We start from the raw sequence: 24346 nt of genomic DNA, 5'->3' as shown, positions 1-24346 counted from the left end.
CCGTATGGTGCTCGCTGAACGGGGTATGACCGGCCCCGACAACGGGGACAGCGGGAGGCAGTGTGGGCACGAGTGCCGTACGAGTGCAGGGGCTCTGGAAGCGGTTCGGCGAGCAGATCGCGGTCGCAGGCATCGATCTGGAGCTGCCCGCAGGCCAGTTCATCGGCCTCGTCGGACCCAATGGCGCCGGGAAGACCACCACCCTGTCCATGGTCACCGGCCTGCTGCGCCCCGACCAGGGCACCGTCGAAGTCGTCGGGCACGACGTGTGGCGCGACCCGGCCGAAGTCAAGGCCCGCATCGGCGTACTCCCGGAAGGCCTCCGACTCTTCGAACGCCTCTCCGGCCGCGAACTCCTCGCCTACACCGGCAGACTGCGCGGCCTGCCCGGCAGCGAGGTCGACAAGCGCGCCACCCAACTCCTCGACGTCCTGGACCTCGCCGGCGCCCAGCACAAACTCGTCGTCGACTACTCCACCGGCATGCGCAAGAAGATCGGGCTCGCCGCAGCACTCCTGCACAACCCCGAAGTCCTCTTCCTCGACGAGCCCTTCGAAGGAGTCGACCCCGTCTCCGCGCAGACCATCCGCCGCGTCCTGGAGCGCTACACCGGATCCGGCGCCACCGTGGTCTTCTCCTCCCACGTCATGGAACTGGTCGAGTCACTCTGCGACTGGGTCGCCGTGATGGCCGCCGGACGGATCCGCGCCCACGGCCCGCTCACCGAAGTACGCGGCACCGCACCCTCCCTCCAGGAGGCCTTCCTCGAACTGGTCGGCGCGGGCGGCCGCGACACCGGCTCCGACCTGGACTGGCTGGGAGGCGGAGCCCGTTGACCACCACCACCGCCACCACCACGCCCCGGGGCCCCGCACTCACCCCCGTCGTCGTCCGGCTGAAACTGTCGCTCCTGCGCAACGGCCTGCGCCGGTCCGCCGGCCGACGAGCCGCGTACATCGCCTCGATGGTCGTCGTACTCCTTTTCACCGCGCTCCAGTTCCTCGGACTGATCGCGTTGCGCGGCAACTCCCACGCGGGCACGGTCTGCGTGCTGCTGATCGCCCTGCTGGCGCTCGGCTGGGCCGTGATGCCGCTGTTCTTCCCCAGCGGCGACGAAACGCTCGACCCCACCCGCCTCGTGATGCTCCCCCTGCGCCCCCAGCCCCTCGTCAGGGCCCTGCTCACGGCCTCCCTGGTGGGCATAGGGCCCCTGTTCACCCTGTGCATACTGACCGGCTCGGTGATCGCCGTTGCGCACGGCGCGGCGGCGTACGTCATCGCGGCGCCCGCCATCGCGCTCGGACTGCTGGTGTGCGTCGCCCTCGCCCGAGCCGTTGCCGCGGGCAACGTACGCCTGCTCACCAGCCGCAAGGGCCGCGACCTGGCGGTACTCAGCGGACTGGTCATCGCGATCGGCGCACAACTGGTCAACTTCGGCGCCCAACGCCTGGGTTCGTCCGGGCTGGCCACCCTCGACCCGGCGGCCGACGTGGTCCGCTGGATCCCGCCCGCGTCCGCGATCGGCGCGGTCGACTCGATGAGCGACGGGTCATACGGCACCGGCACCGCCCAACTCCTCCTCACCGCGGTGGCGCTGGCCGGACTGCTCAGCTTCTGGTCGCGCAGTCTGACCCGGTTGATGACCTCACCCGACGGATCGACGCTGCAGGCCGCCGAACCGGCGCGGGACAGGGCCGGGCGCTCCTCCGGCCTCGCCCGTCTGCTGCCCGCCGGCCGCACCGGACCCGTCATGGAACGCACCCTGCGCTACGTGTGGCGCGACCCCAAGACCAAGGCCGCCTGGATCACCTCGCTCGCCATCGGACTGATCGTGCCCCTGTTCAACGCCTTCCAGGGCACCGGCTCCATCTACTTCGCCTGCTTCGCGGCCGGGATGCTCGGCATCCAGATGTACAACCAGTTCGGCCAGGACACCTCGGCGTTCTGGATGGTCGCGATGACCATCTCGTCCACCCGGGAGGCCTACGAGGAACTGCGCGCACGGGCACTGGCCCTGCTGGTGATCACTCTTCCCTACGCGACACTGGTGACACTCCTCACGACCGCGGTCCTCGGCGACTGGGACGCACTGGCCGAGGTCCTCGGCCTGTCCTTCGCACTCCTCGGCGCGATGCTGGCGACCGGAGCATGGCTGTCGGCACGCTTCCCGTACTCCATCCCACAAGAGGGCCACAAGAACGTGGCACCCGGCCAGGCCGGGCTGGCCTGGATAGCGATCGTGGGCGGCATGGTCTCGGCCGCCCTGCTGTGCGCCCCGGTCCTGGCCGTCGCGATCTGGCTCCACGTCTCGGCCCACGGCGAGGACTGGACCTGGGTCCTGCTCCCCCTCGGCACGGCCTACGGCGTACTGATCACCTGGGCCGGCCTACACCTCGCGGCCCCCAGGACGGCTTCCCGGCTTCCGGAGATCCTGGCGGCGGTGAGCAAGGGGTAGCCGCCGTTCCGGGGCGGGTGCCGGGGCCGGGTGCAGGTGTGCGGGGGCGACGGGTGCGGGGCCGGGCTGTTCCGGTGCGAGGGCCGACGGGTGCGATCGCCGGGTGCCGACGTGAAGGCCGACGGGTGCGGGCGCCGTTGTGCCGACGTGAAGGCCGACGGATGCGATCGCCGGGTGCCGGCGTGAGAGCCCGGTTCCGGTGTGGAGCCCGGGGCGGCAGGCCCCGGAGTCCTGCAACAGGGGCCGGCACCGGGCTTGAGCGCCAGGTTCAAGGCGCCGGGGCTCAGGCACCGGGGGGCAAGACGCCCGAGGCCGAGACACCGGGTCAAGGCACCGAGGTCAGGCACCGAGGTCAAGGCACTGGGTCAAGGCACCGAGGTCAAGGCGCTGGGGGAACCCGGGCGCTGGGAGACCCCGATGCCCATGCGATCAAGCCGTCAGCACGCCCTCCAGGAACGGCTCGATCGCCGCGCGCCAGGCATCCGGCTGGTCGTAGTGGACCAAATGTCCCGCGTCCGCCACCTCCGCGTACTGGCCGTGCGGCAGCACCCGCACCATCTCCTGAGACTCGGCCCGCCCCAGCTCCCCGTCCAGCCCCCGCACCACCAGGGCCGGGCAGCGGACCTGCGCCAGTTCCTCCCAGTGCGCCTCGTACACCCAGGTCTCCCGGGACTTCAGCATCTGCTCCGGATCGAAGACCGGACGCCAGCCATCGGCAGACTCGGCCATCACCTCGGCGAAGAACTCACCCCGTGCCGGGTTCGGCCGGTCCACCCACGGATCGTCCTCGCCGAACCACTTCCGTACGTCGGCCAGCGTGGCGAACGGAACCGGCCACGACTTGAACCAGTCCTCCCACTCCCGCTGCGACGCGGCACCCAGCGCGGAGGCCCGCATATCGCAGATCACCAGAGCCCGCACCAGGTCCGGACGCTTGGCGGCGAGCTGCCACGCGGTCAGCGCGCCCATGGAATGCCCGATCAGCACGGCCGGAGCGAGACCGAGCTGCTCGAGGGCCGCTTCGGCATCCTCCACATACGCCTCACGGTTGTACGGCCCCCCGGGCGGTTTGTCGCTGCGGCCGTGACCACGCTGGTCGAGCGCGACCGCGCGATGGCGTTCGGCGAGCCAGCGGGCCGTGGAGGCCCAGTGCGAGGCACGGCCCATCAGGCCGTGCAATAACAGGACACCGGGCGTCCGGTCGTCCGGCTCCCCGAACGACCGCGGCCCGTTCCCGGAAGGGCCGCCCGAAGCCCCGTCTCCGCGGCCCCGGTCCGAACCACCCGCGCTTCCGTCACGACCCGGCGCCCCGTCCGCCACGGCGGGAACTCCCCGACCCCGGCCCACCAGGCCACTGCCGGCCGGATCCGTCTTGGGAGGATCGGCGAATTCCCAGGCGGCAAGGCGTACGCCCCCTGCTCCGGTCACGTCGATGCGCCGCGCCATAGGTTCCGGCACCCCCCTGGTTTCGCTCGGACCGCGCTGCTGGGCCGGTCCACTCGTCCTGTCCGTCGTACCGCTGCTCCTGCTCGATGATGACCATCACGCTATCGAACATAGTTTCGGAATCGATGTTTCGGACGGCAACACCCCTCGTTCGAGTGACCACTCCGAGGGATTGGCCGCCCGCACCGCGGGGAGATCTTCAGCGGGAGGCGGGCCGCTCGGGGAAACCGGTCCGCGGGGAATGACCCTGAGAGCTCGGGGCTCCGGGTCAGAACAGGGGGAGGACAGGCCCCGGCGCCACACGGCGCCGGGGCCGTCCCCACGACTGCGGCACATCTTCCCGCCCCCTCCCCAAACCCGACGACACGGGTGTCGCACACGGTCAAGAGCCCTCAGGTCATATGCCTCACGCGACAGCCTCGCACGCAAACGGTCCGAGCGCTGCGATTCCGCACACTGAATCTTTGTTTGCACTTGAACCAATAAGTGGGGCCCAAGAGGCCGGAGTTGTGGCAGTGAGGCCGACGGGAGAGGGAGGAAGGCTAACGCTTCGCCACGAAGACGTGCGACGCCACTCCCGACTCCAACTCGGCAGCCTCACCACCGCTGCCCACCAGCACACCACCCGCGGCCTCGGTGACACTCACCACCGAACCGGGCTGAACCCCCGCACGACGCAGCGTGTACATCAACTGGGCATCCGTCTGGATCGGCTCACCGATACGGCGCACGACGACCGTCTTACCGTCCGTGCCCGGGTCCAGATCGGCCAGCGAGACCATGCCCTCGTCCAGGAACGGATCCGCACCGTCCTTCTCCCCCAGCTCCTCCAGGCCAGGGATCGGGTTCCCGTACGGCGACTCCGTGGGGTGCCGCAGCAACTCGAGCACACGCCGCTCCACGGCCTCGCTCATCACGTGCTCCCAGCGACACGCCTCCGCGTGCACCTGCTCCCACTCCAGACCGATCACGTCGACGAGCAGACACTCGGCGAGACGGTGCTTGCGCATCACACGCGTGGCCAGGCGACGCCCCTCGTCCGTAAGCTCCAGATGACGGTCACTCGCCACGGACACCAGTCCGTCGCGCTCCATCCTCGCGACCGTCTGGCTGACCGTCGGCCCGCTCTGATCGAGCCGCTCGGCGATCCGGGCGCGCATGGGGACCACACCTTCCTCCTCCAGCTCGAGGATGGTGCGGAGATACATCTCCGTGGTGTCGATCAGTCCGGACATACGTGCCCCTCGATGAATTCTGCCGAAGGCTTCGCGGCCTAAGGCGAGTGCGCTGGCCCTGTCCCCAATTCTTACGCATCCCACTGACAACCGTGCCGCGCCGGTGGAACAGTACGGTTTCGTCGGACCCGGCGGTGGGGGGCACCGGACGGAGCGCGGGTACCGGGCGGGAGAACTCGCGCGCCCGTACGCGACCGGGGCCGCGCAGCCGAACCCTACCGGGAGGCGCCGCCGGAGGGACCGGATGTGCGCAAACGCAGACGACCCGCGGGCTCTGGTCCCCTCCGAGGAGGGAGCCGGCCGGACGTACCGGCGAGCCCGCGGGTCGGGTGACTGCGTGGAATTTCGGCCGGCTGCACGCTGAGCTCGCGCGCTGGTCCGGCACCGCACTGCGTGGGGTGGCGGGCCGCTAGCCCGCAGTCACCTCTTCTGTCCGGTTTGAATACATCTGCCGAACCACCTCCCTTCCGAAGTGAGCCCCACACTAGGAAGCGATCGCGCGTGGCTCAACCGGTTTTTTCAGACGGGCACGACCTCCAGCTGGGTGGAGTACCCGTATCCGTCACCGCGCTGCAGAAGCCGCAGGTTCCAGTAGGAGACGTTGATGCGGCCGCTCGGTGTCGCAAGGCTGTGCTGTCCCCGGGCACGAACCGAGATACGTCCGGTCCAGGTACCGGCCCACTTTCCGGTCGGGACCACGGCCCGTACAAGATCTCCTGTGCCGAACCCGAAGTGCTGCTCGGCGCGGGACCGCCGCAGTCGGGGGAATCCGTAGCGGTCCGGGGTGGTGCGGGCGTACGAGCCACGTCAATGACTTGGGCTGGTCACTCTGTGACTGACCGCTGTGCGGCTCAGGCTCCGGTTTGTGGCCGGGGAGCGAGTGACCTCCCTTCTCAGCGGGCGGAAACGACTTCCAGGGACAGGCAAGCGATCATTTCGGCCAGTCTCGGCGGGGGCAGTGAGGGGGCTTCGGGGGGTGTGCCCCTGCGGTTGTGCGGGTGGGCTGTGGCGGGGGTGGGTGGGGCGGCTGCCGGGCTCTTGCGGGATGTTGGTGTTTGTCCTGGTGACTGGGGTGGGCTTGCGGTGGGCAACCTTTTCTTTTGAAGTTGCTGGAACTCGATGTGGCCCTCGTCACGTTCGAGTTGAATGATTTGTAGTGGATGACAAGCGCGCGGTATGTGCGTACGCAGCCTGCAGGGGGTCCAGGTGAGTGCTTCCCGGCGTAGTGGGACCACTGATGAGCTGGGGCCCGGCGAGCCCGAGCGGGATGGTGCCGATTTGCTGGCGGCTCTGCTCGACGGGATGGACGCCGCGTTGTGCGCGTTCGACGCCGACGGGGTCGTCACGCACTGGAACCGGGAGGCGGAGCGGATCCTGGGCTGGAGTGCCGCCGAGGCGGTCGGGCGGCGTGGCTTCGCGGGGTGGGCGGTGCGGACGGCGGACGCCGAGGAGGTCGAGGGGCGGCTGATGTCCGCGATGCATGCGCCCGGACGTCAGGTGCACGAGTTCGCGTTGCTGACCAAGGACGGGGGGCGGGTTTTGGTGCGGACGCAGTCCGCCGCCGTCCGGGGGGCCGATGGGAAGCCCGCGGGTCTGTACTGCGCGTTCAGTGAGGTGCACGCCCAGATAGATCTGGAGCGGTCGATCGCGTTGAGTGAGGCGTTGTTCGAGGATGCCTCGTGGGGTGTGGTGCTCGTCGACGCGGATCTTCGGCCCGCGGTGGTCAACGCTCATGCGGCGCGTGACTTCGGTATGACGCGGACGGCGGTTCTCGGACGTCCGCTGGGGGAGTTGTTGTCCCAGGGTGTGGAGGAGTTGGAGAACGCGCTGGTGCACGTTCTGGCGGAGGGTGCGCCGCCGGCCCCGGCGGAGTTGTGGGTGACGGTGCGGACGCCGGAGGGTGAGAGGCGCCGTTGCTGGCGGAGCGGTTTTCTGCGGTTGGCTTCCCCGTTGGCGGAGGAGCCGGTGCCGTTGGGTGTGGGCTGGCTCTTCCAGGACGTCACGGAGGCCAAGCAGACGGAGCAGGAGGCGGCTCAGTTGCGCTTCCGTTCGAACCAGTTGCATCGGGCGGGTCGTGCGGCCGCGGAATGTGAGGACCCGTATGAGGCGGCGACCGTCCATCTGGACTTCGCGCTCGCGGGTTTCGCCGACCACGCGCTGATCGATCTGGTGGCGGGTGGTGCGGCGGTCGACGGTGAGGGTCCGGTGCGGCTGGTGCGGGCGGCGGCGACGCCGTCCGGTGCGCCGGGGCCGAGTGTGCCGGCGGGTCGGGCGGCGGGGATTCCCGTGCGGTACGAGGAGGGGCATCCGGCGCTGCAGTGCGTGGAGCGTGCGGGGTCGGTGCGGGCCGGTGCGGGTGCGTCGTCTCCGGAGGCCGCTCGTGAGTGGGCGCTGGCCCGGCAGTGGTCGGCCGACAGTGTTCACGCGCTGTGCGCGGTGCTGCGCAGCCGGGGGCGGACGCTGGGTGTCGTGACGTTTCTCAGGGGTGCGAGTCGTACGCAGTTCGAGCGTTCGGACGCTGTCTACGCGGAGGACGTGGCGGTACGGATCGCTTCCGCGCTGGATCTGGCGGGTGTGGGAGCGAGGGCGGCGAGCGGGCCGGGGCGGGGGCAGGGGGCGGCGGCCGGGTAACGCGCGCGGCGATGGGCGCGGTGATGTGCGCGATCGCCGTCGACGTCCGTGCTGGCTTGGCTGCCGGCGGTACCTCGCGTGGTTCTCCGGTCGGTGGGGCGCTGCCGCCCAAAGGCTTCTACCTGCGGTAGAAGATGCGGTCCGCGTACTCCGTGAAGACCCGACCGTTCCACTCGTGTCCTCCGTCGACGTTGCCCGAGCGGAGCATGGGGGGTTCGATGCCGCGTTCGGCGAGGCTGCCCGCGGCCGTGGCCATGACGGACTGGAGCAGGGCGGACGTCACCACCGTGGAGGCGGGGGCGAAGGGGGCGGGGATGGTGTCGAGGGAGAGTTCCGCGTCGCCGATGCCGATCTTCGAGTCGAGCACGACGTCGCAGTGGTCCTTGAGGTAGGTGCCGGATGCGTGGCGTGACTTGGTCTGCGTCGCGTAGGCCACCGAGGTGACGCCGATGACCTTGAGGCCGAGGGCGCGGGCGTTGACGGCCATCTCCACGGGGAGGGCGTTGCGGCCGGAGAGGGAGATGATGACGAGGAGATCGCCGGACCGGGCGGGCGAGGTGTCCAGGACGGCGCCGGCGAGGCCTTCGACGCGCTCCAGGGCGGAGCCCAGTGTGGCGGGCATGACGTCCACGCCCACCGCGCCGGGGACGGCGAGCAGGTTCATCAGGGCGAGGCCGCCCGCGCGGTAGACGATGTCCTGTGCGGCGAGGGAGGAGTGGCCGGCGCCGAAGGCGAAGAGCCGGCCTCCGTCGGCGACGGTGTCCGCGACGAGTGCGCCGGCGGCGGCGATGTTCTCGGCCTCCTCGTCCCGTACGCGTTCCAGCAGTCGGATCGCGGCCCCGAAGAACTCCTCGGCCAGCCCGCCGTCACCCATCCCCGAAGCCCCTTCGTCGCAGTCGGCGCATGGTCCGCTCCGCGGTGTGCGGAAGTGTGCGGATCACGTTGCGGTCTAAACCACTGTGATGTCAATACGGGGGCGGGGGTTGGGCGACGGGGCGGTCGCCGGGGTCAGTGTGCGATGTCCTCGTAGCCCTCGATTTCCTGCGGGTTGCGTGAGCCGGGGCCGATGTAGCGGGCCGAGGGGCGGACGAGGCGGCCGGTGCGCTTCTGTTCGAGGATGTGGGCCGACCAGCCGGCGGTGCGGGCGCAGGTGAACATCGAGGTGAACATGTGCGCCGGGACGTCGGCGAAGTCCAGGACGATGGCGGCCCAGAACTCGACGTTGGTGGCGAGGACGCGGTCCGGTCGGCGGTTGTGGAGTTCTTCCAGGGCCGCCTTCTCCAGTGCTTCGGCGATCTCGAAGCGGGGCGCGCCCAGTTCGCGGGCGGTGCGGCGCAGGACGCGGGCGCGTGGGTCTTCGGCGCGGTAGACGCGGTGGCCGAAGCCCATGAGGCGTTCGCCTCGGTCGAGGGCTTGTTTGACGTAGGCCTCGGCGTCGCCCGTGCGCTCGATCTCCTCGATCATGCCGAGGACCCGGGAGGGGGCGCCGCCGTGCAGCGGGCCGGACATCGCGCCGACGGCGCCGGAGAGGGCGGCGGCGACGTCCGCGCCGGTGGAGGCGATCACGCGGGCGGTGAAGGTGGAGGCGTTCATGCCGTGTTCCGCGGCGGACGTCCAGTAGGCGTCCACGGCCTTGACGTGCTTGGGGTCGGGTTCGCCCCGCCAGCGGATCATGAAGCGTTCGGTGATCGAGTGGGCCTTGTCGATCTCGCGTTGGGGCACCATGGGCAGGCCCTGGCCGCGGGCGGACTGGGCGACGTAGGAGAGGGCCATGACGGCGGCGCGGGCGAGGTCGTCGCGGGCCTGGGCCTCGTCGATGTCGAGGAGTGGTTGGAGGCCCCAGACGGGGGCCAGCATGGCGAGCGCCGACTGGACGTCCACGCGGATGTCGCCGGAGTGCACGGGGATCGGGAAGGGCTCGGCGGGCGGCAGGCCGGGGTTGAAGGCGCCGTCGACGAGCAGCCCCCAGACGTTGCCGAACGAGACGTGGCCGACGAGATCCTCGATGTCGACGCCCCTGTAGCGGAGTGCGCCGCCTTCCTTGTCGGGTTCGGCGATCTCCGTCTCGAACGCGATGACTCCTTCGAGTCCGGGTACGAAGTCGGACATCAGGCGGCTCCTCATGATGTGTACGACAGGTAGGTCGTTCGGGTGATGCGGCGCTGGATCTTGGAGCAGTTCGGATCGGATGTGTGAGGTTTCCGATCGGTTCCACGGCCACTTCGAAGGACTCGTGATCCGATTCGGTCACTCCGGTGATGCCCCGTGCGGCCGGGGGTCACCCAACCGGGACGGCAGCAGCACGATATCCCTGAGTGCCACCTTTGGGGAGAGGTCGCGGCACTGAGTGCCATGCAGTGACGAAGCCCACGCTACCCGGGAGTACGCCGTGGCACCCGGGGGGAGTGCGGCGCGGGCGGAGGGCGCGGATCCTGGGGAGCGCGCCGCGTGACCGCGTGGATACGGCAAGATGACCGCGTGACCGACCGCCTCCCCCCTGATACCGCAGCCACCGCCGCACAGCTGGACCCCGCCGAGATGCGCAAGGCGTATCGCGCGGAGGGCCTGGACGAGTCGAGTCTGGCTCCGGAACCCATGGAGCAGTTCGCACGGTGGTTCGACCAGGCGGCGCTGGCCGCCGCACACGGCTTCGTCCACGAACCGAACGCCATGGTCGTCTCCACGGCCGACGCGGAGGGGCGCCCCAGCTCCCGTACGGTGCTGATGAAGGCGTACGACGCCCAGGGCTTCGTCTTCTACACGAACTACGACTCCCGCAAGGCTCGGGACCTGGCCCGCAACCCGTTCGTCTCGCTGCTCTTCCCCTGGCACGCGATGGCCCGCCAGGTGATCGTGACGGGTACGGCACGGCGCACCGGGCGGGACGAGACGGCCGCGTACTTCCGCACCCGGCCGCATGGCTCCCAGCTCGGCGCCTGGGCCAGCGCACAGTCCTCCGTGATTGCCTCCCGGGCGGAGCTCGACGCCGCGTACGAGGAGCTGAGCACCCGCTACCCGGAGGGGGAACAGGTGCCGGTGCCCCCGAACTGGGGCGGTTTCCGGATCGTTCCCCGGACGATGGAGTTCTGGCAGGGGCGTGCGAACCGGCTCCATGACCGGCTGCTGTACGTGGCGGAGCCGGACGGGTCGTGGCGGGTGGAGCGGCTCAGTCCCTGAGGGGCCGCGTCCATGGGCTCCCGTGGGCTCCCCCGCACAAGGGTGCCCGAAGCAGCACAAACCGCCCTCGGCCCATGGTCCCGTCGCTCGCAGAACCCCGGCCCGTCAGACCCCAGGTCCCGTCACTCTCAGAGCCTCAGGTGCCGTTGCTCTCAGCTCAGGGTCCCGTCCAGGATCCTGGCCCACTGGTCCAACACGCTCTTCCGGCGGGCCGCGTCGTCCGTGAGCAGGTTGGCCAGACCCAGCCCGCGGGCCATGTCCAGCAGACCCTGGACGGTCTCGCGCACGCCGGGGCGGGACTCGTCCGCGCCCAGCAGGTCGACCGCCATACGGTGCGTCTCGCGGCCGAGCCGGGCCTCCAGCTCGGTCACCCGGGACCGCAGCTGCTCCTCGTTCGACGCGGCCACCCACAGCTGGAGCGCGGCCCGGAAGAGCGGTCCGGTGTAGAGGTCGACCAGGGCGGCCACCACCGCCCGGCGGTCCCCCGCGCCCTGCGGGAAGAGCGCGCGGATCGCGGTCGAGCGCTGTTCGGCGACGTACTCGACGGCCGCCGTGAAGAGGTCCTCCCGGGTCGGGAAGTGGTGCTGGGCGGCGCCCCGCGAGACCCCGGCCCGTTCGGCGACCACCGAGACCGTGGAGCCCGCCCAGCCGTGTTCGGCGAGGCAGCACACGGCGGCCTGCAGGAGCCGCTGCCGGGTGGCCCGGCTGCGGTCCTGCTTGGGCACACGATCGCCGGGAGCGCGGTCTGCGGGAGCGCCCCCTGCGGAAGCACGATCGCCGGGAGCACCGGGAGCGCCCTCTGCGGAAGCACCGCCTCCCGAAGCACCGCCTCCCGAAGCACCGTCTCCGGAAGCACCGTCTCCCGAAGCACCGCCTGCGGGAGCGCGGTCTGCGGGAGCGCCCCCTGCGGAAGCACGATCGCCGGGAGCACCGGGAGCGCCCCCTGCGGAAGCACCGCCTCCCGGAGCACCGCCTCCCGAAGCACCGTCTCCGGAAGCACCGCCTGCGGGAGCGTGGTCTCCGGGAGCACCGCCTGCGGCAGTGCGTTCGCCGGAAACACGGTCGACCGCTTTCGTAGCGGCCGTGTTCACTCCGCCCATGGGGGATCCCGTCGTTCGAGGAAGGCTGCCATCCCCTCGCGCGCCTGATCGGATGCGAACAACCGCGCCGACAGTTCGGTCAGGGTCGCCGCGTCGCGGTCGAAGGACTCCAGCACCCTAGCCGTGAGCAGCCGTTTCGTCTCGGCCAGGCCCTGCGGGGAGGAGCGGCGCAGACCGTCCAGGACGGGTGCGAGCGTCGCGTCGGCGTAGTCGCCGGCCTCGGTGAGCAGGCCGACCCGGACCGCCTCCGCCGCGTCGAACTTCTCCCCGGTGAGGTAGTAGCGGGCCAGGGCGCGGGGGTCGGTGCGGGCCAGCAGGGGTAGGGAGATCACCGCGGGGGCGACTCCGATGCGCACCTCCGTGAAGGCGAAGGTGGCCTCGGCGGAGGCGACCGCGATGTCGCAGGCGCCCAGCAGGCCGAGCCCTCCGGCCCGCACATGCCCGGTCACCCGGGCCACCACGGGCTTGGGCAGTTCCACGATCTGCCGCAGCAGCGCCACCAGCGCGTCCGGGTGCGGGGGGTCGCGCAGATCGGCTCCCGCGCAGAACGTGTTGCCGGTGTGGGTGAGGACCACGGCGCGGACGTCGGCGTCCTTGCCGCATCCGGTCAGCGCCTCGGCCAGTTCGGTGACGAGCGGGGCGGAGAGGGCGTTGCGGTTTGCCGGCGAGTCCAGGGTGAGGGTGGTGATGCCCCGTTCGTGTTCGCTGTGCACGAGGGTCACGAGGCGCCCTCCCTCTGCTGCGCCGCGTCCGCCCGCAGTTCGCGGCGGAGGATCTTCCCGGAGGCGGCCCGTGGTACGCCGTCGATGAAGTGGACGGCCCGGACGCGCTTGTAGGGGGCGACGTGTTCGGCTACGTACATAAGGATCTCGTTCTCGGTGAGGTCCGGCGCGGTGGGCTGGCGCACCACGTAGGCGTGGGGCACCTCGTTGTTGGCGTCGTCGTAGACGCCGATCACGGCGGCGTCCGCGATGCCGGGGTGGGTGAGCAGGAGTGCCTCCAGTTCGGCGGGGGCCACCTGGAAGCCCTTGTACTTGATCAGTTCCTTGACGCGGTCGACGACGAACAGCCAGCCGTCGGCGTCGACGTGGCCGACGTCGCCGGTGTGCAGCCAGCCGTTCTCGTCGATCATCGCGGCGGTGGCGTCGGGGCGGCCGAGGTAGCCCTTCATCACCTGCGGGCCGCGGATGGCGATCTCGCCGGACTCGCCGACGCCGACGTCCTTGGCGGGGTCGTCGAGGGACAGGATCCGCATCTCGGTGCGGGGGATCAGCTTGCCGACCGTCCCCGGTGGCGGGTCGACGGCGTCCCGCGGGACGACGTGCGTGCCCGGCGACAGCTCCGTCATCCCGTACGCCTGGCCCACCGGCGGCAGTTGGAGCCGCCGGGAGCAGGCCTCGGCGGTGGCCGCGTCCAGTGGGGCGGCGGCGCTGATGATGTACTTCAGGGAGGACAGGTCGTACTGGGCCACCTTGGGGTGCTTGGCGAGGGCGAGCACAATCGGCGGGGCCACGAACAGGCCGGTGATGCGGTGCTCCTCGATCGCGGCGAGGAAGATGTCGAGGTCGAAGCGGGGCAGCACGACGACCGTGGCGCCCTGCCTGAGCGGCCCGTTCATCAGGGCGGTCAGACCGTAGATGTGGAAGAACGGCAGCACGGCGAGGATGCGGTCGCCGGGATGGAACGGCATCAGCGGCTGGAGCTGTGCGAGGTTGGTGGCGATCGAGCGGTGGGTGAGCATCACGCCCTTGGGGGTGCCGGTGGTGCCTGAGGAGTAAGGAAGGGCGGCGACGTCCTCGGCCGGGTCGATGGCGATCCGGGGTTCGGGGGCGGCGGAGGCCAGCATGTCGATCAGCGAGCGGTGGCCGGGTGCGCTGTCGCAGACGAAGATCTCCTTGATGCCGCCCGCGAGCTCGGCCGCCGCGCGGGCCGTCTGCAGGAGCGGTGAGACGGTGACGACCCAGCGGGCGGCACAGTCGCGCAACTGCTTGCCTAGTTCCTCCGCCGTGGCGAGCGGATGCACGGTGGTGACGGTCGCCCCGGCGCGCGTGGCCGCGTAGAACGCCGTGGGGAAGGCGATGGTGTTGGGGCTGTGCAGGGCGAGGACGTCGCCCTTGCGTACGCCCGCGTCGGCGAACGCGGCGGCCAGCCGCCGGTGGAACCGGTCCAGTTGCTCGTAGGTGACGGTGGTCCCGTCCACCGCGTCGATCAGGGCGGGGGCGTCACCGAACTCGGCGGCCCGGCCCAGGACCGCGTCGTGGATGGGGAGTTCGATCGCCGGGACATCTGCGTACTCGCTGCGGAACACGGTTCCTCCTGGCACGACGTTGTGCTGGGGTGCTTGCGGTGGTTGGGATGTGTGGGGTGCGTGAGGTGGGTGGGAACGACTCAGTACGACTTGGGCAGACCCAGGGTCTGGTGGGAGACGTAGTTGAGGATCATCTCCCGGCTGACCGGCGCGATACGGGACACACGGGACGCCGTGACGAGCGAGGCGAGGCCGAACTCGCGGGTGAGGCCGTTGCCGCCGAGCGTGTGCACGGCCTGGTCGACTGCCTTCACGCACGCCTCTCCTGCCGCGTACTTGGCCATGTTGGCGGCCTCTCCGGCGGCGGCGTCGTCACCCGCGTCGTAGAGGTGGGCGGCCTTCTGCATCATCAGGCGGGCGAGTTCCAGCTCGATGTGCGCCTGGGCCAGCGGGTGCGCGATGGCCTGGTGGGTGCCGATGGGCTCCTTCCAGACGGTGCGCTGCTTCGCGTACTCCACCGCGACGGACAGGGCGTAGCGGCCCATGCCGATCGCGAACGCGGCTGTCATCACCCGTTCCGGGTTGAGGCCGGCGAAGAGCTGGAGCAGGCCGGCGTCCTCGTCGCCGACGAGTGCGTCGGCGGGCAGCCGGACGTCGTCGAGGACCAGCTCGAACTGCTTCTCGGCGCCGCGGAGTTCCATGTCGATGAGGTGGTGCTGGAAGCCGTCGGCGTCGCGGGGGACGATGAACAGGCAGGGCTTGAGGCGGCCGGTGCGGGCGTCCTCGGTGCGGCCGACGATCAGGGTCGCGTCGGCGGTGTCGACGCCGGAGATGAACACCTTGCGGCCGGTGAGCACCCAGTCGCTGCCGTCCCTGCGCGCCGTGGTGGTGATCCGGTGGGAGTTCGATCCGGCGTCGGGTTCGGTGATGCCGAAGGCCATGGTCCGGGTGCCGTCGGCGAGGGAGGGCAGCCACTCCCGTTTCTGGTCCTCGGTGCCGAAGCGGGAGATGACCGTGCCGCAGATCGCCGGGGACACCACCAGCATCAGCAGGGGGCAGCCCGCTGCGCCCAACTCCTCGAGCACGATGGAGAGTTCGGCGATGCCGCCGCCTCCGCCTCCGTGTTCCTCGGGGAGGTTGACCCCGAGGTAGCCGAGTTTGGCTGCCTCCGCCCAGAGTTCGTCGGGGTGGCGGCCCTCGTCGATGACCCGGGTGAGGTAGGCGCGGCCGTAGCGTTTGCCGAGGGCGGCCACCGCCGAACGAAGGGCCTTGTGCTCCTCGGTTTCCAGGGTGGGGTTCATGGCTGTGGTTCCTCCTCGTGTACGACGGCGAGCAGGGCGCCGACCTCGACCTGTTGGCCGGGTACGGCGTGCAGGGCGGTGAGCGTGCCGGAGGCGGGGGCGGCCACGCGGTGTTCCATCTTCATCGCCTCCAGCCACAGCAAGGGTTGCCCCGCCTCGACTTTGGCGCCCTCCGCCAGGCCCTCGGCGACGCGTACGACCGTGCCCGGCATCGGGGCCAGCAGGGAGCCGGGGGCGCGGTCCGCGGTGGGGTCGGGGAAGCGGGGCAGGGCGGTGAGCGTAGTGGTGTTCACGTACACCTGGTCGCCGTGGCGGCTGATCTCGAACGTCCGGCGTACGCCCGCGATTTCGAGAACCACCCGGCCGGTGTCCGCGTGCACCACGGTCACGTCCTCGGCCTCGGCGGTCAGGCCGTCGCGCGTGTGCCGGTAGCGGACCTCGTGTTCCTCGCCTGCCATGAGGTAGCGCTTGGTCCCCGGCTGCGAGGGCAGGTTGCGCCAGCCCCCGCCGAACCGCGAGCGGCCGTGTGCGTCCGCGAGGGCGGCCGCCAGGGGTGCGTACGGGTCGGTGACGGGCGCCGTGAGCTCGTCCAGGTGCCGTTCGTAGAAACCCGTGTCCATCCGGGCCTCGGTGAACTCCGGGTGGCGCAGGGAGCGGACGAGGAGGTCCCGGTTGGTGACGGGGCCGTGGATCGCCGCGCGTTCCAGGGCGCCCGCCAGTTTGCGTACCGCTTCCGCGCGGGTGGGGGCGTGGGCGACGGCCTTGGCGAGCATCGGGTCGTAGTGCACGCCGATCGGGTCGCCGTCCGTGTACCCGGTGTCGAGGCGGACACCGTTCGGTACGGACAGGCGGTGCAGGGTGCCCGTCTGGGGCGCCCAACCCCGCGCGGGGTCCTCCGCGTAGAGGCGGGCCTCAACGGCGTGGCCGTGGGCGCGGGGCGGGTCGGTGTCCAGAGCCGCGCCCTCGGCGACCCGGATCTGCAGTGCCACCAGGTCCACACCGAACACGGCTTCGGTGACGGGGTGTTCGACCTGGAGGCGGGTGTTCATCTCCAGGAAGTGGGCCGTGCCGCCGGCGACCAGGAACTCCACTGTTCCGGCGCCGACGTAGTCGACGGCGCGGGCGGCCCGTACGGACAACTCGTCCAGTGAGGCGCGCAGTTCGGCGCCGAGGCCGGGGGCCGGGGCCTCTTCCATGACCTTCTGGTGGCGGCGCTGCAGGGAGCAGTCGCGGGTTCCCAGTGTCCACACCGTGCCGTGTGTGTCGGCGAGGATCTGCACCTCAACGTGGCGGCCGCCCTCCACATAGGGCTCGACGAACACCTCGTCGTCGCCGAAGGCACCGCGCGCCTCGGCCCGCGCGGCCGTCAACTCGGCTTCCAATTGGTCGAGTTCGCGTACGATCCGCATGCCGCGTCCGCCGCCGCCCGCCGCGGCCTTCACCAGAACCGGCATGTCGTCCGCCGTGACCTGTGCCAGGGGTTCCAGGCCCATCAGTTTCTTGGCGCGCGTCTTGGACGCCATCGCCTCGATGGCCTCCGGTGGCGGGCCGATCCAGGTCAGGCCCGCGTCGAGGACCGAACGTGCGAAGTCGGCGTTCTCGGAGAGGAATCCGTATCCGGGATGGACGGCGTCGGCGTCCGCCGCGAGCGCGGCCTTCACGATCAGTTCGCCGCGCAGATAGGTCTGGGAGGGTGCCCCGCCGGGCAGCCGCACGGCCGCGTCGGCCGTGCGGGTGTGGAGGGCGTTCTCGTCGGGGTCGGAGTGCACGGCGACAGTACGGATGCCCAGTTCACGGCAGGTGCGGAAGATGCGGCAGGCGATCTCGCCGCGGTTGGCGACGAGGACAGAAGTGATCACTTGTGGTCCCTCACATCCGGAAGACGCCGAAGCCACCGCGCGCGCCCTCGTAGGGTGCGGTGTGGATCGCGGACAGGCACAGGCCGAGGACGGTGCGGGTGTCGCGGGGGTCGATGACCCCGTCGTCGTACAGCCGCCCGGACAGGAACATCGGCAGTGACTCGGACTCGATCTGCTGCTCCACCATGGCGCGCAGGGCCGCGTCCGCCTCCTCGTCGTACGGCTGCCCTTTCGCGGCCGCCGACTGCCGGGCGACGATGGAGAGGACGCCCGCGAGCTGTTGTGGGCCCATGACGGCCGACTTGGCGCTCGGCCAGGCGAACAGGAACCGCGGGTCGTAGGCGCGACCGCACATGCCGTAGTGCCCGGCGCCGTACGACGCCCCCATGAGCACGGACAGATGGGGCACCCGGCTGTTGGACACCGCGTTGATCATCATCGCGCCGTGTTTGATGATGCCGCCCTGCTCGTACTCCCGGCCGACCATGTAGCCGGTGGTGTTGTGCAGGAACAGCAGCGGGATGTCGCGCTGGTTGGCCAACTGGATGAACTGGGCGGCCTTCTGGGACTCGGCGCTGAACAGGACACCCTGGGCGTTGGCGAGGATGCCGACCGGGTAGCCGTGCAGCCGCGCCCAGCCCGTGCACAGGCTGGTCCCGTACAGCGGTTTGAACTCGTCGAAGTCGGAGGCGTCGACGATCCGGGCGATGACCTCGCGCGGGTCGAAGGGCACCTTCAGGTCGCCGGGGACGATGCCGAGAAGTTCGTCCGCTTCGTACTTGGGGGGTTCCGCGATGGCCGGATCGGCGTACGCCTTGCGGTGGTTGAGGCGGGCGACGACGCGCCGTGCCTGCCGGATCGCGTCCCGTTCGTCGACGGCGTGGTAGTCCGCGAGGCCCGACACGCGCGCGTGCATGGTGGCGCCGCCCAGCGACTCGTCGTCGCTCTCCTCGCCGGTGGCCATCTTCACCAGCGGCGGCCCGCCGAGGAACACCTTGGCCCGCTCCTTGACCATGATGACGTGGTCGGACATACCGGGGACGTAGGCGCCGCCGGCGGTGGAGTTGCCGAAGACGACGGCGATCGTGGGGATCCCGGCCGCGGACAGCCGGGTGAGGTCGCGGAAGATCGCCCCGCCGGGGATGAAGATCTCCTTCTGGGAGGGCAGGTCCGCGCCGCCCGACTCCACCAGGTTGATGCAGGGCAGCCGGTTGGCGTACGCGATGTCGTTGGCGCGCAGGGCCTTCTTCAGGCTCCAGGGGTTGCTGGCACCGCCGCGGACCGTGGGGTCGTTGGCGGTGATCAGGCATTCCACGCCCTCGACGACGCCGATGCCGGTGACGAGGGAGGCGCCGACGGTGTAGTCGCTGCCCCAGGCGGCCAGCGGCGACAGCTCCAGGAACGGGGTGTCGGGGTCGAGCAGCAGCTCGATCCGCTCGCGCGCGAGCAGCTTGCCGCGCCCCCGGTGCCGGGCGACGTACTTCTCGCCGCCGCCCGCGAGCGCCTTGGCGTGCTCGGCCTCCAGTTCGGCCAGCTTGCCGAGCATCGCGGCGCGGTTGTCGGTGTATTCGTCGCTCGTGGTGTCGAGCGCGGTCGCGAGGACGGTCACAGCAACTCCTCGGTGGTGTCGAGCAGGACCGTCACAGCAGCTCCTCCGGGATGTCGAGGTGACGCGAGCGCAGCCATTCGCCGAGGCCCTTGGCCTGCGGGTCGAAGCGGGGTTGAGCTGCCACGCCCTGGCCGAGGATTCCCCCGACGACGAAGTTCAGGGCGCGCAGCCGCGGCAGCACATGGCGTTCGACGGTCAAGTCAGCCGTCTCCGGGAGGAGTTCGCGGAACTTGTCGACGGTGAGGGTGTGGGCGAGCCAGGGCCAGGCGGCGTCGTCCCGCACCCACACGCCCACGTTGGCGTCCCCGCCCTTGTCCCCGCTGCGGGCGCCCGCGACGAGCCCGAGGGCGGCGCGGCGGGTGGGGCCCTCGGCGGACGGGGGCTCGGGCAGCGGTGGTTCGGCCGCTTCCTCCAGTACGAGGGTGTCCTCGCCGAACGGAACGTCCACGCGCCGGCCGTCGGGCAGCACGGCCGTGTGCCGTACGGTGTCCCGGTCGACGTGGGCGGCCTCGAACACCCCGTAGGGACTGCCCTTTCCGGGCGGGGTGGTGACATGGAAGCCCGGGTAGCTGGCCAGCGCCAGTTCGACGGCGGCCGCGCTGAGGGCGCGGCCGACCGGCTCCTGTTCCCGGTCGCGGACGACGAGCCGGAGCAGCGCGCTCGCGGTCTCCTCGGTGCCGGCGTCCTCGCGGTCGGTGCGGGCGAGTTCCCAGCGCACCTCGGCGGGGCGGGACTTGGCCTCGTCGAAGGCCAGTTCCATCTGCCCCTTGACCAGTTGGGCCTTGGCGTCGATGTCGAGTCCGGTGAGCACGAACACGACCTCGTTGCGGAAGCCGCCGAGCCGGTTGATGCCCACCTTGAGTGTCGGCGGCGGGGCCTCGCCGCGGACGCCGTCGATCCGCACCCGGTCGGGGCCGTCCTGGGTGAGCCGCACCGTGTCCAGGCGGGCGACGGCGTCCGGGCCCGGATAGCGGGCGCCGGACGTCTCGTACAGCAGCTGCGCGGTGACCGTGCCGACGTCGACGACGCCGCCGGTGCCGTCGTGCTTGGTGATGACGCTGGAGCCGTCCTCGTGGATCTCGGCGAGCGGGAAGCCGGGGCGGTGCAGAGCGGCGAGGTCGTGGTCGGTGAAGAAGGCGTAGTTGCCGCCGGTGGCCTGAGTGCCGCACTCCAGCACGTGTCCGGCGACGACGGCGCCCGCGAGGCGGTCGAAGTCGTCCGGGGCCCAGTCGAAGTGGGCGGCGGCGGGGCCGGTGACGAGGGCGGCGTCGGTCACCCGGCCGGTGACCACGATGTCGGCGCCCGCGCGCAGACACTCCGCGATGCCCGCGCCCCCGAGGTAGGCGTGGGCGGTGAGACTGCCCGGGTACCGGCGGGCGAGGTCGTCGCTCTCGACGTGGGCGACCTTGGCTTCGAGGCCGAGCCTGGTGGTCAACTCCCTTACAGCGGCGGCGAGTCCGGCGGGGTTGAGCCCGCCCGCGTTGGTGACGATCCGCACCCCCCTGTCGAGGGCGGTCCCGAGGGACTCCTCCAACTGCCGCAGGAACGTGCGGGCGTAGCCGGCGCTCGGGTCCTTGGCCCGGTCCCGGCCGAGGATGAGCATGGTCAGTTCGGCGAGGTAGTCCCCGGTGAGGACGTCCAGCGGACCGCCGGTGAGCATCTCGCGCATCGCGTCGAAGCGGTCGCCGTAGAAACCGGAGGCATTTCCGATACGGAGGGGGGGACGGCGCTTCGCGGTCACGGGGCGGCTCCTTCGCGCAGGGGGTGGATCACTCGACGGATCACTCGGCACCTTGAACGTGTCGCTGCGGGCGACCCGTTCCCGGAGGCCCCGCGAAGGCCTGCGCGATGTCCAGCCAGCGGTCGGCGTCCCGGCCCTCGGCCCGTACAGCGAGGTCGGCGCGGTGGGCGCGCCGGGTCACCAGGAGACAGAAGTCGAGCGCGGGACCCGTGACCCGCTGAGCGGCGTCCTCGGGCCCGTACGTCCACAGCTGACCGCCGGGCCCTTCGACCTCCACGCGGAACTCCTCGGCGGGGGCGGGCAGTCCGTGCACCGCGTAGGCGAAGTCGCGGGCGCGGACGCCGATCCGTACGACGTGCCGGAGCCGGTCGGTGGGGGCGCGCACCACGTGCAGCGCGTCGGCGACGTCCTGGCCGTGCGCCCAGGTCTCCATGAGCCGGCCGGTTGCCATGGACGCGGTGGACATGGGCGGCCCGTACCAGGGGAAGCGGGTGCCCGGCGGGGCGGCGCGCAGGGCCTCGTCGAGCTTGTGCCGTCCGGTCCGCCACTCCGCGAGCAGCCGAGCGGGCGGCAGCGCGGCGCCTTCGCGGGCGCCCTCGTCGACCCAGCTGTCGGGGGCCGCCAGCGCCTTGGCCACTTCGGCTGCGAAGGCGTCCGCGTCGGTGACCGCGAGGAAGGCGGCCCGGTCGGTCCAGGCGAGGTGGGCGATCTGGTGCGCGATGGTCCACCCGGCGGCGGGCGTGTCGAGTGCCCACTGCGCGTCGGTCAACTCGCTTACCAGGGAGTCGAGTTCCTCGCTCTCCCGCTGCAGATCGCCGATCACGTCCACGGTGTCCACGGTGACGCTCCCCTGGGGACGACGGTGTTTGGTGGTGTGTGTGCTGGTGCGTGCCGGAGAGCATGCCAGCGCCCGCCGCAGGAAACAAGCAAGCGTGCTTGATTTGATGACGGAGAAGTGGGCGCGGTCGGCGAAGTCGGCTCAGTCAGCGAAGTCGGCGGGTCAGCGAAGTCCCATCGAGATGACCTCTCCATGAAGAGGTTGACCGCTTACATACGGGGCGCGGCCCGGGCCTGGCGTGGGTGCGACGCCGCGGAGATTCATCAGAAGGCCCTGGCGCTAGGCACGCAGTGTGCGCGCCCAGGGTGCGTCGACGGCGGCGGCGTCGATCGCCACCACCACATTGCTGAGCAGGCCGTCCGCGAAGTAGCGGCGGATCTGTTCGTCGGAGGCGCCGGAGACGGCGCGGATGTACTCGACCTGTTTGGCGAAGCAGACGCGAACCGCCTCGCCGATGACCGGCTCACGCGCGCTGCACTGGGCGTGCATGAGGATCATCAGCACGTCCCGGTCGGCGATGACCTCGTCGTACGACGCCGTCAGCGCCCGCAGGACCGCTTCCGGATCGGTGCTCTGCGCCTCCGCCGCGGCGGCGGCCACGGACTCGCGAAGGCGGTCCGAGCAGTAGTCCACCAGGGCCGCGAACAGCGTCTCCTTGTCCTTGAACAGCCTGTAGAGGTAGCCCTGCGAGATGCCCGCCGCCTTGGCCACGTCCATCGTCGAGGTCCCGTAGTACCCGCGCTCGGCGAACGTCTTGATCGCCGTGCGCATGACCGTGGCCCGGCGCTCGTCGGCGGTGGAACGCTGTCGTGTCCTGGTGTCCATGTAAGTAATCAACCAATCCCGCGAAACGGCGTCAAACTGTCCTGAGGCCCTTCGAGCGGCCGGCCGCCGGTCCGCACCGGGCGGGCAGGCGGCCCGGACGGAACCGGCGGACCGGCCGAACCGACATCAGTCGTTGCCGAAGGCCGACACCATGTCGTCAGCACTTCCGCCGAGGGCCTCGAAGGCCACCTGCGGGTTCCAGAAGTCGACGTAGCGGCTGATCTCGCCGTCCCTCGTCTCGACCACGGAGATGTAGGTCTGGTTGTAGGGCCGGTTGGTCGCCAGGGCGATTCCCTTGCTCTTGAACTCCGCGATGACCAGCGACGGGTCGGTGGTCTCGTGGAAGTGCAGATCGGTGAACTCCACGCGGAAGTGCTCGGGGAAGTTCTTCATGTACCCGAGCAGTTCCTCCTTGCCCGCGACCTGCGTCGGGTAGCCCTGCGGGGCGTAGGGGAACTCCAGCGCCCCGTCGTCGGTGAACAGGTCCACCCACTCGGGGATCCGCCCGGAGGACAGGTAGTCCAGATGGTTCCGGAACGCCTGCTGTGCGGCAGCCCGGACGGTGTCGGTGTCCTGGTGAGTGGAGACGGTTTCGCTCATAACTGGTCCTTCACTTTCTCTTGGGTCGATCCGTTGGAGCCGGTGAGTTACGGCAAAATTAAGCGGTTGACCACTTACTAAATGGTCCGGCACTTCGGTCAAGCGCTGGAGAAGCCGGCTCGCCCAGCAGTCACTGATGTGCTCTGACGTCGGATATCACCTCGCGGGGGCGGCATGGTTGCAGCGGTGCCGCCATGCGGTCCGCCTACCGCCCCTCCGTCAGATGTAAGTAATTAACCACTTTCATAAGAGGGCGTCAAGCGCCGCCGCTCGCCTCGCTCGACCGACCCGACGAGCAGGTCTCGAGGGCTAACGCTGAAAAGGCTCGGGCTTGTTGAACGCCCGTCGGCTGTGAACGAGCAACTCGCGCAGGGACGGGTTCTGGGTGCTCTTCCAGATCAGGGCGAGCAGCGCAGGTGTTTCGATGTCATCGATGGTGCGTGCGGTGAGCCGGCCCCGATAGCTCCCGGCCATCGAATCACTGAGGATGGCGACACCGAGCCCCCGGGCGGCGAGGTCGGCGATGGCATCCGCGGCACTGGCCTGCAGCGCGATCGAGGGATGTACGCCCTGTGCGGTGCAGGCACGGTCGAACACCGTGCGCAGACCGGTGCCGGGTGGCATGCACACGATTGGGTAGGCGGCCAGGTCCCGCAGCGTGACCCGCCGCTGTTTCACCAAGGGGTGGCTGTCCGGAACTGCTGCGACGAGCCGCTCGCTGACGATTGTCAGCGCGTCCAGCCCGTCGGGGGTGGTGGTTGCGGTCCCGATGAGAGCCAGGTCGATGGTGCCGGCACGCACCCTCTCGACGAGCCGGTCGGAGTTGTCCTCCAGCAGTGAGATCTCGACACCAGGATGCGCCCGGTGGAACGCGGCGAGGGCGTCGAACAGGGGGGTGAGGGTGCAGCCGGTGACCATGCCGACCGTGAGCCGGCCCCGGATCAGGCCGGTCACCTCACCCACTGCCTGGCCGACCGCACCGGCTGCGGCGAGTGCGGCGCGCGCGTGTCCGAGCGCGGCCTTCCCCGCGACGGTGAGGGTGGCGGTGCGCGCCGACCGGTCGAACAGCTCGGTACCGAGCTCCCGTTCCAGCCGGCGGATCTGGGCGCTGACACCGGACTGGCTGATGTGCACTCGCTCGGCGGCCCGGGTGAAGTTCTGCTCTTCGGCGACTGCGACGAAGTATTCCAGCTGCCTGAGCTCCATGACTGTGGATTCTAGCTACCAGCAAAACCATCTGTTGGACTTCTGAGATGCGGGCGACCACCCTGGGACGCGCCG

20 protein-coding genes are annotated in these 24346 nt (G+C 70.5%); 4 read left to right on the top strand and 16 right to left on the bottom strand.

The genetic code is table 11. From position 1 onward, the window contains the following. Nucleotides 1-62: 62 nt before the first annotated feature. A complete protein-coding gene (locus tag EF387_RS03935; RefSeq protein WP_128375056.1) occupies nt 63-836 on the top strand; it encodes an ABC transporter ATP-binding protein in 774 nt (257 codons plus the stop codon). Next, the gene (locus tag EF387_RS03930; RefSeq protein ID WP_128375055.1) at nt 833-2455 is read left to right on the top strand and encodes a transporter; all 1623 of its coding nucleotides are present in this window, start codon (nt 833-835) and stop codon (nt 2453-2455) included. The genes EF387_RS03935 and EF387_RS03930 overlap by 4 nt, the downstream gene beginning before the upstream one ends. A gap of 429 nt (nt 2456-2884) precedes the next feature. Here EF387_RS03930 and EF387_RS03925 read toward each other — a convergent pair whose 3' ends face one another. From EF387_RS03925 to EF387_RS47370, 3 genes are all read right to left on the bottom strand, one after another. Beyond that, complete coding sequence (locus tag EF387_RS03925; RefSeq protein ID WP_128375054.1) at nt 2885-3901, bottom strand: alpha/beta fold hydrolase; 1017 nt, start codon at nt 3899-3901, stop codon at nt 2885-2887. A 542-nt stretch (nt 3902-4443) separates the two neighbouring features. Beyond that, a complete protein-coding gene (locus EF387_RS03920; protein ID WP_128375053.1) occupies nt 4444-5136 on the bottom strand; it encodes an iron-dependent transcriptional repressor DtxR in 693 nt (230 codons plus the stop codon). 519 nt (nt 5137-5655) lie between these two features. After that, nucleotides 5656-5835 (bottom strand): hypothetical protein, encoded by a 180-nt coding sequence (locus EF387_RS47370; RefSeq protein WP_202918137.1) that lies wholly within the window; start codon nt 5833-5835, stop codon nt 5656-5658. Between the two features lie 507 nt (nt 5836-6342). Between EF387_RS47370 and EF387_RS03905 the strand changes: the two genes are divergently transcribed. Next, nucleotides 6343-7767: a PAS domain-containing protein gene (locus EF387_RS03905; protein WP_128375052.1), complete on the top strand. Its 1425-nt coding sequence runs from the start codon at nt 6343-6345 to the stop codon at nt 7765-7767. Between the two features lie 118 nt (nt 7768-7885). Here EF387_RS03905 and EF387_RS03900 read toward each other — a convergent pair whose 3' ends face one another. Beyond that, nucleotides 7886-8641, bottom strand: coding sequence for an SIS domain-containing protein (locus EF387_RS03900; RefSeq protein WP_128375051.1), 756 nt, complete (start codon nt 8639-8641; stop codon nt 7886-7888). A 134-nt stretch (nt 8642-8775) separates the two neighbouring features. After that, nucleotides 8776-9876 carry a citrate synthase 2 gene (locus tag EF387_RS03895; RefSeq protein WP_128375050.1) on the bottom strand — a complete coding sequence of 367 codons (1101 nt, stop codon included), beginning with the start codon at nt 9874-9876 and terminating at the stop codon, nt 8776-8778. Nucleotides 9877-10305: 429 nt separating this feature from the next. Between EF387_RS03895 and pdxH the strand changes: the two genes are divergently transcribed. Beyond that, nucleotides 10306-10944 carry a pyridoxamine 5'-phosphate oxidase gene (gene pdxH / locus EF387_RS03890; protein ID WP_128375244.1) on the top strand — a complete coding sequence of 213 codons (639 nt, stop codon included), beginning with the start codon at nt 10306-10308 and terminating at the stop codon, nt 10942-10944. 152 nt (nt 10945-11096) lie between these two features. On the opposite strand, the gene EF387_RS03885 is transcribed toward pdxH, so the two are convergent. The 11 genes from EF387_RS03885 to EF387_RS03830 form a co-directional block, all read right to left on the bottom strand. After that, nucleotides 11097-11669 carry a TetR/AcrR family transcriptional regulator gene (locus EF387_RS03885; protein ID WP_128375049.1) on the bottom strand — a complete coding sequence of 191 codons (573 nt, stop codon included), beginning with the start codon at nt 11667-11669 and terminating at the stop codon, nt 11097-11099. 362 nt (nt 11670-12031) lie between these two features. Next, nucleotides 12032-12766, bottom strand: a complete 735-nt coding sequence (locus EF387_RS03875; protein WP_128375048.1) for an enoyl-CoA hydratase family protein — start codon at nt 12764-12766, stop codon at nt 12032-12034. Then, a complete protein-coding gene (locus EF387_RS03870) occupies nt 12763-14352 on the bottom strand; it encodes a 4-coumarate--CoA ligase family protein (RefSeq protein ID WP_128375047.1) in 1590 nt (529 codons plus the stop codon). The genes EF387_RS03875 and EF387_RS03870 overlap by 4 nt, the downstream gene beginning before the upstream one ends. 80 nt (nt 14353-14432) lie before the next feature. After that, a complete protein-coding gene (locus EF387_RS03865) occupies nt 14433-15593 on the bottom strand; it encodes an acyl-CoA dehydrogenase family protein (protein WP_128375046.1) in 1161 nt (386 codons plus the stop codon). Then, a complete protein-coding gene (locus EF387_RS03860; RefSeq protein WP_128375045.1) occupies nt 15590-17452 on the bottom strand; it encodes an acetyl/propionyl/methylcrotonyl-CoA carboxylase subunit alpha in 1863 nt (620 codons plus the stop codon). The genes EF387_RS03865 and EF387_RS03860 overlap by 4 nt, the downstream gene beginning before the upstream one ends. A 10-nt stretch (nt 17453-17462) precedes the next feature. Continuing rightward, nucleotides 17463-19061, bottom strand: coding sequence for an acyl-CoA carboxylase subunit beta (locus tag EF387_RS03855; RefSeq protein ID WP_128375044.1), 1599 nt, complete (start codon nt 19059-19061; stop codon nt 17463-17465). 31 nt (nt 19062-19092) lie between these two features. Further along, on the bottom strand, nt 19093-20802 hold the full coding sequence (locus EF387_RS03850) for an acyclic terpene utilization AtuA family protein (RefSeq protein WP_420802522.1): 1710 nt from the start codon (nt 20800-20802) through the stop codon (nt 19093-19095). Between the two features lie 40 nt (nt 20803-20842). Then, nucleotides 20843-21640, bottom strand: a complete 798-nt coding sequence (locus tag EF387_RS03845; protein WP_128375042.1) for a TIGR03084 family metal-binding protein — start codon at nt 21638-21640, stop codon at nt 20843-20845. A gap of 279 nt (nt 21641-21919) precedes the next feature. Next, a complete protein-coding gene (locus EF387_RS03840) occupies nt 21920-22465 on the bottom strand; it encodes a TetR/AcrR family transcriptional regulator (protein ID WP_128375041.1) in 546 nt (181 codons plus the stop codon). Between the two features lie 126 nt (nt 22466-22591). Beyond that, nucleotides 22592-23065: a nuclear transport factor 2 family protein gene (locus EF387_RS03835; protein ID WP_128375040.1), complete on the bottom strand. Its 474-nt coding sequence runs from the start codon at nt 23063-23065 to the stop codon at nt 22592-22594. 309 nt (nt 23066-23374) lie between these two features. Then, nucleotides 23375-24271, bottom strand: a complete 897-nt coding sequence (locus EF387_RS03830; protein ID WP_128375039.1) for a LysR family transcriptional regulator — start codon at nt 24269-24271, stop codon at nt 23375-23377. Nucleotides 24272-24346 lie beyond the last annotated feature (75 nt).

This window comes from Streptomyces cavernae (assembly GCF_004023625.1).
Taxonomy (GTDB): Bacteria; Actinomycetota; Actinomycetes; order Streptomycetales; family Streptomycetaceae; genus Streptomyces; species Streptomyces cavernae.
This window is presented reverse-complemented; position numbering and strand designations above follow the sequence as displayed.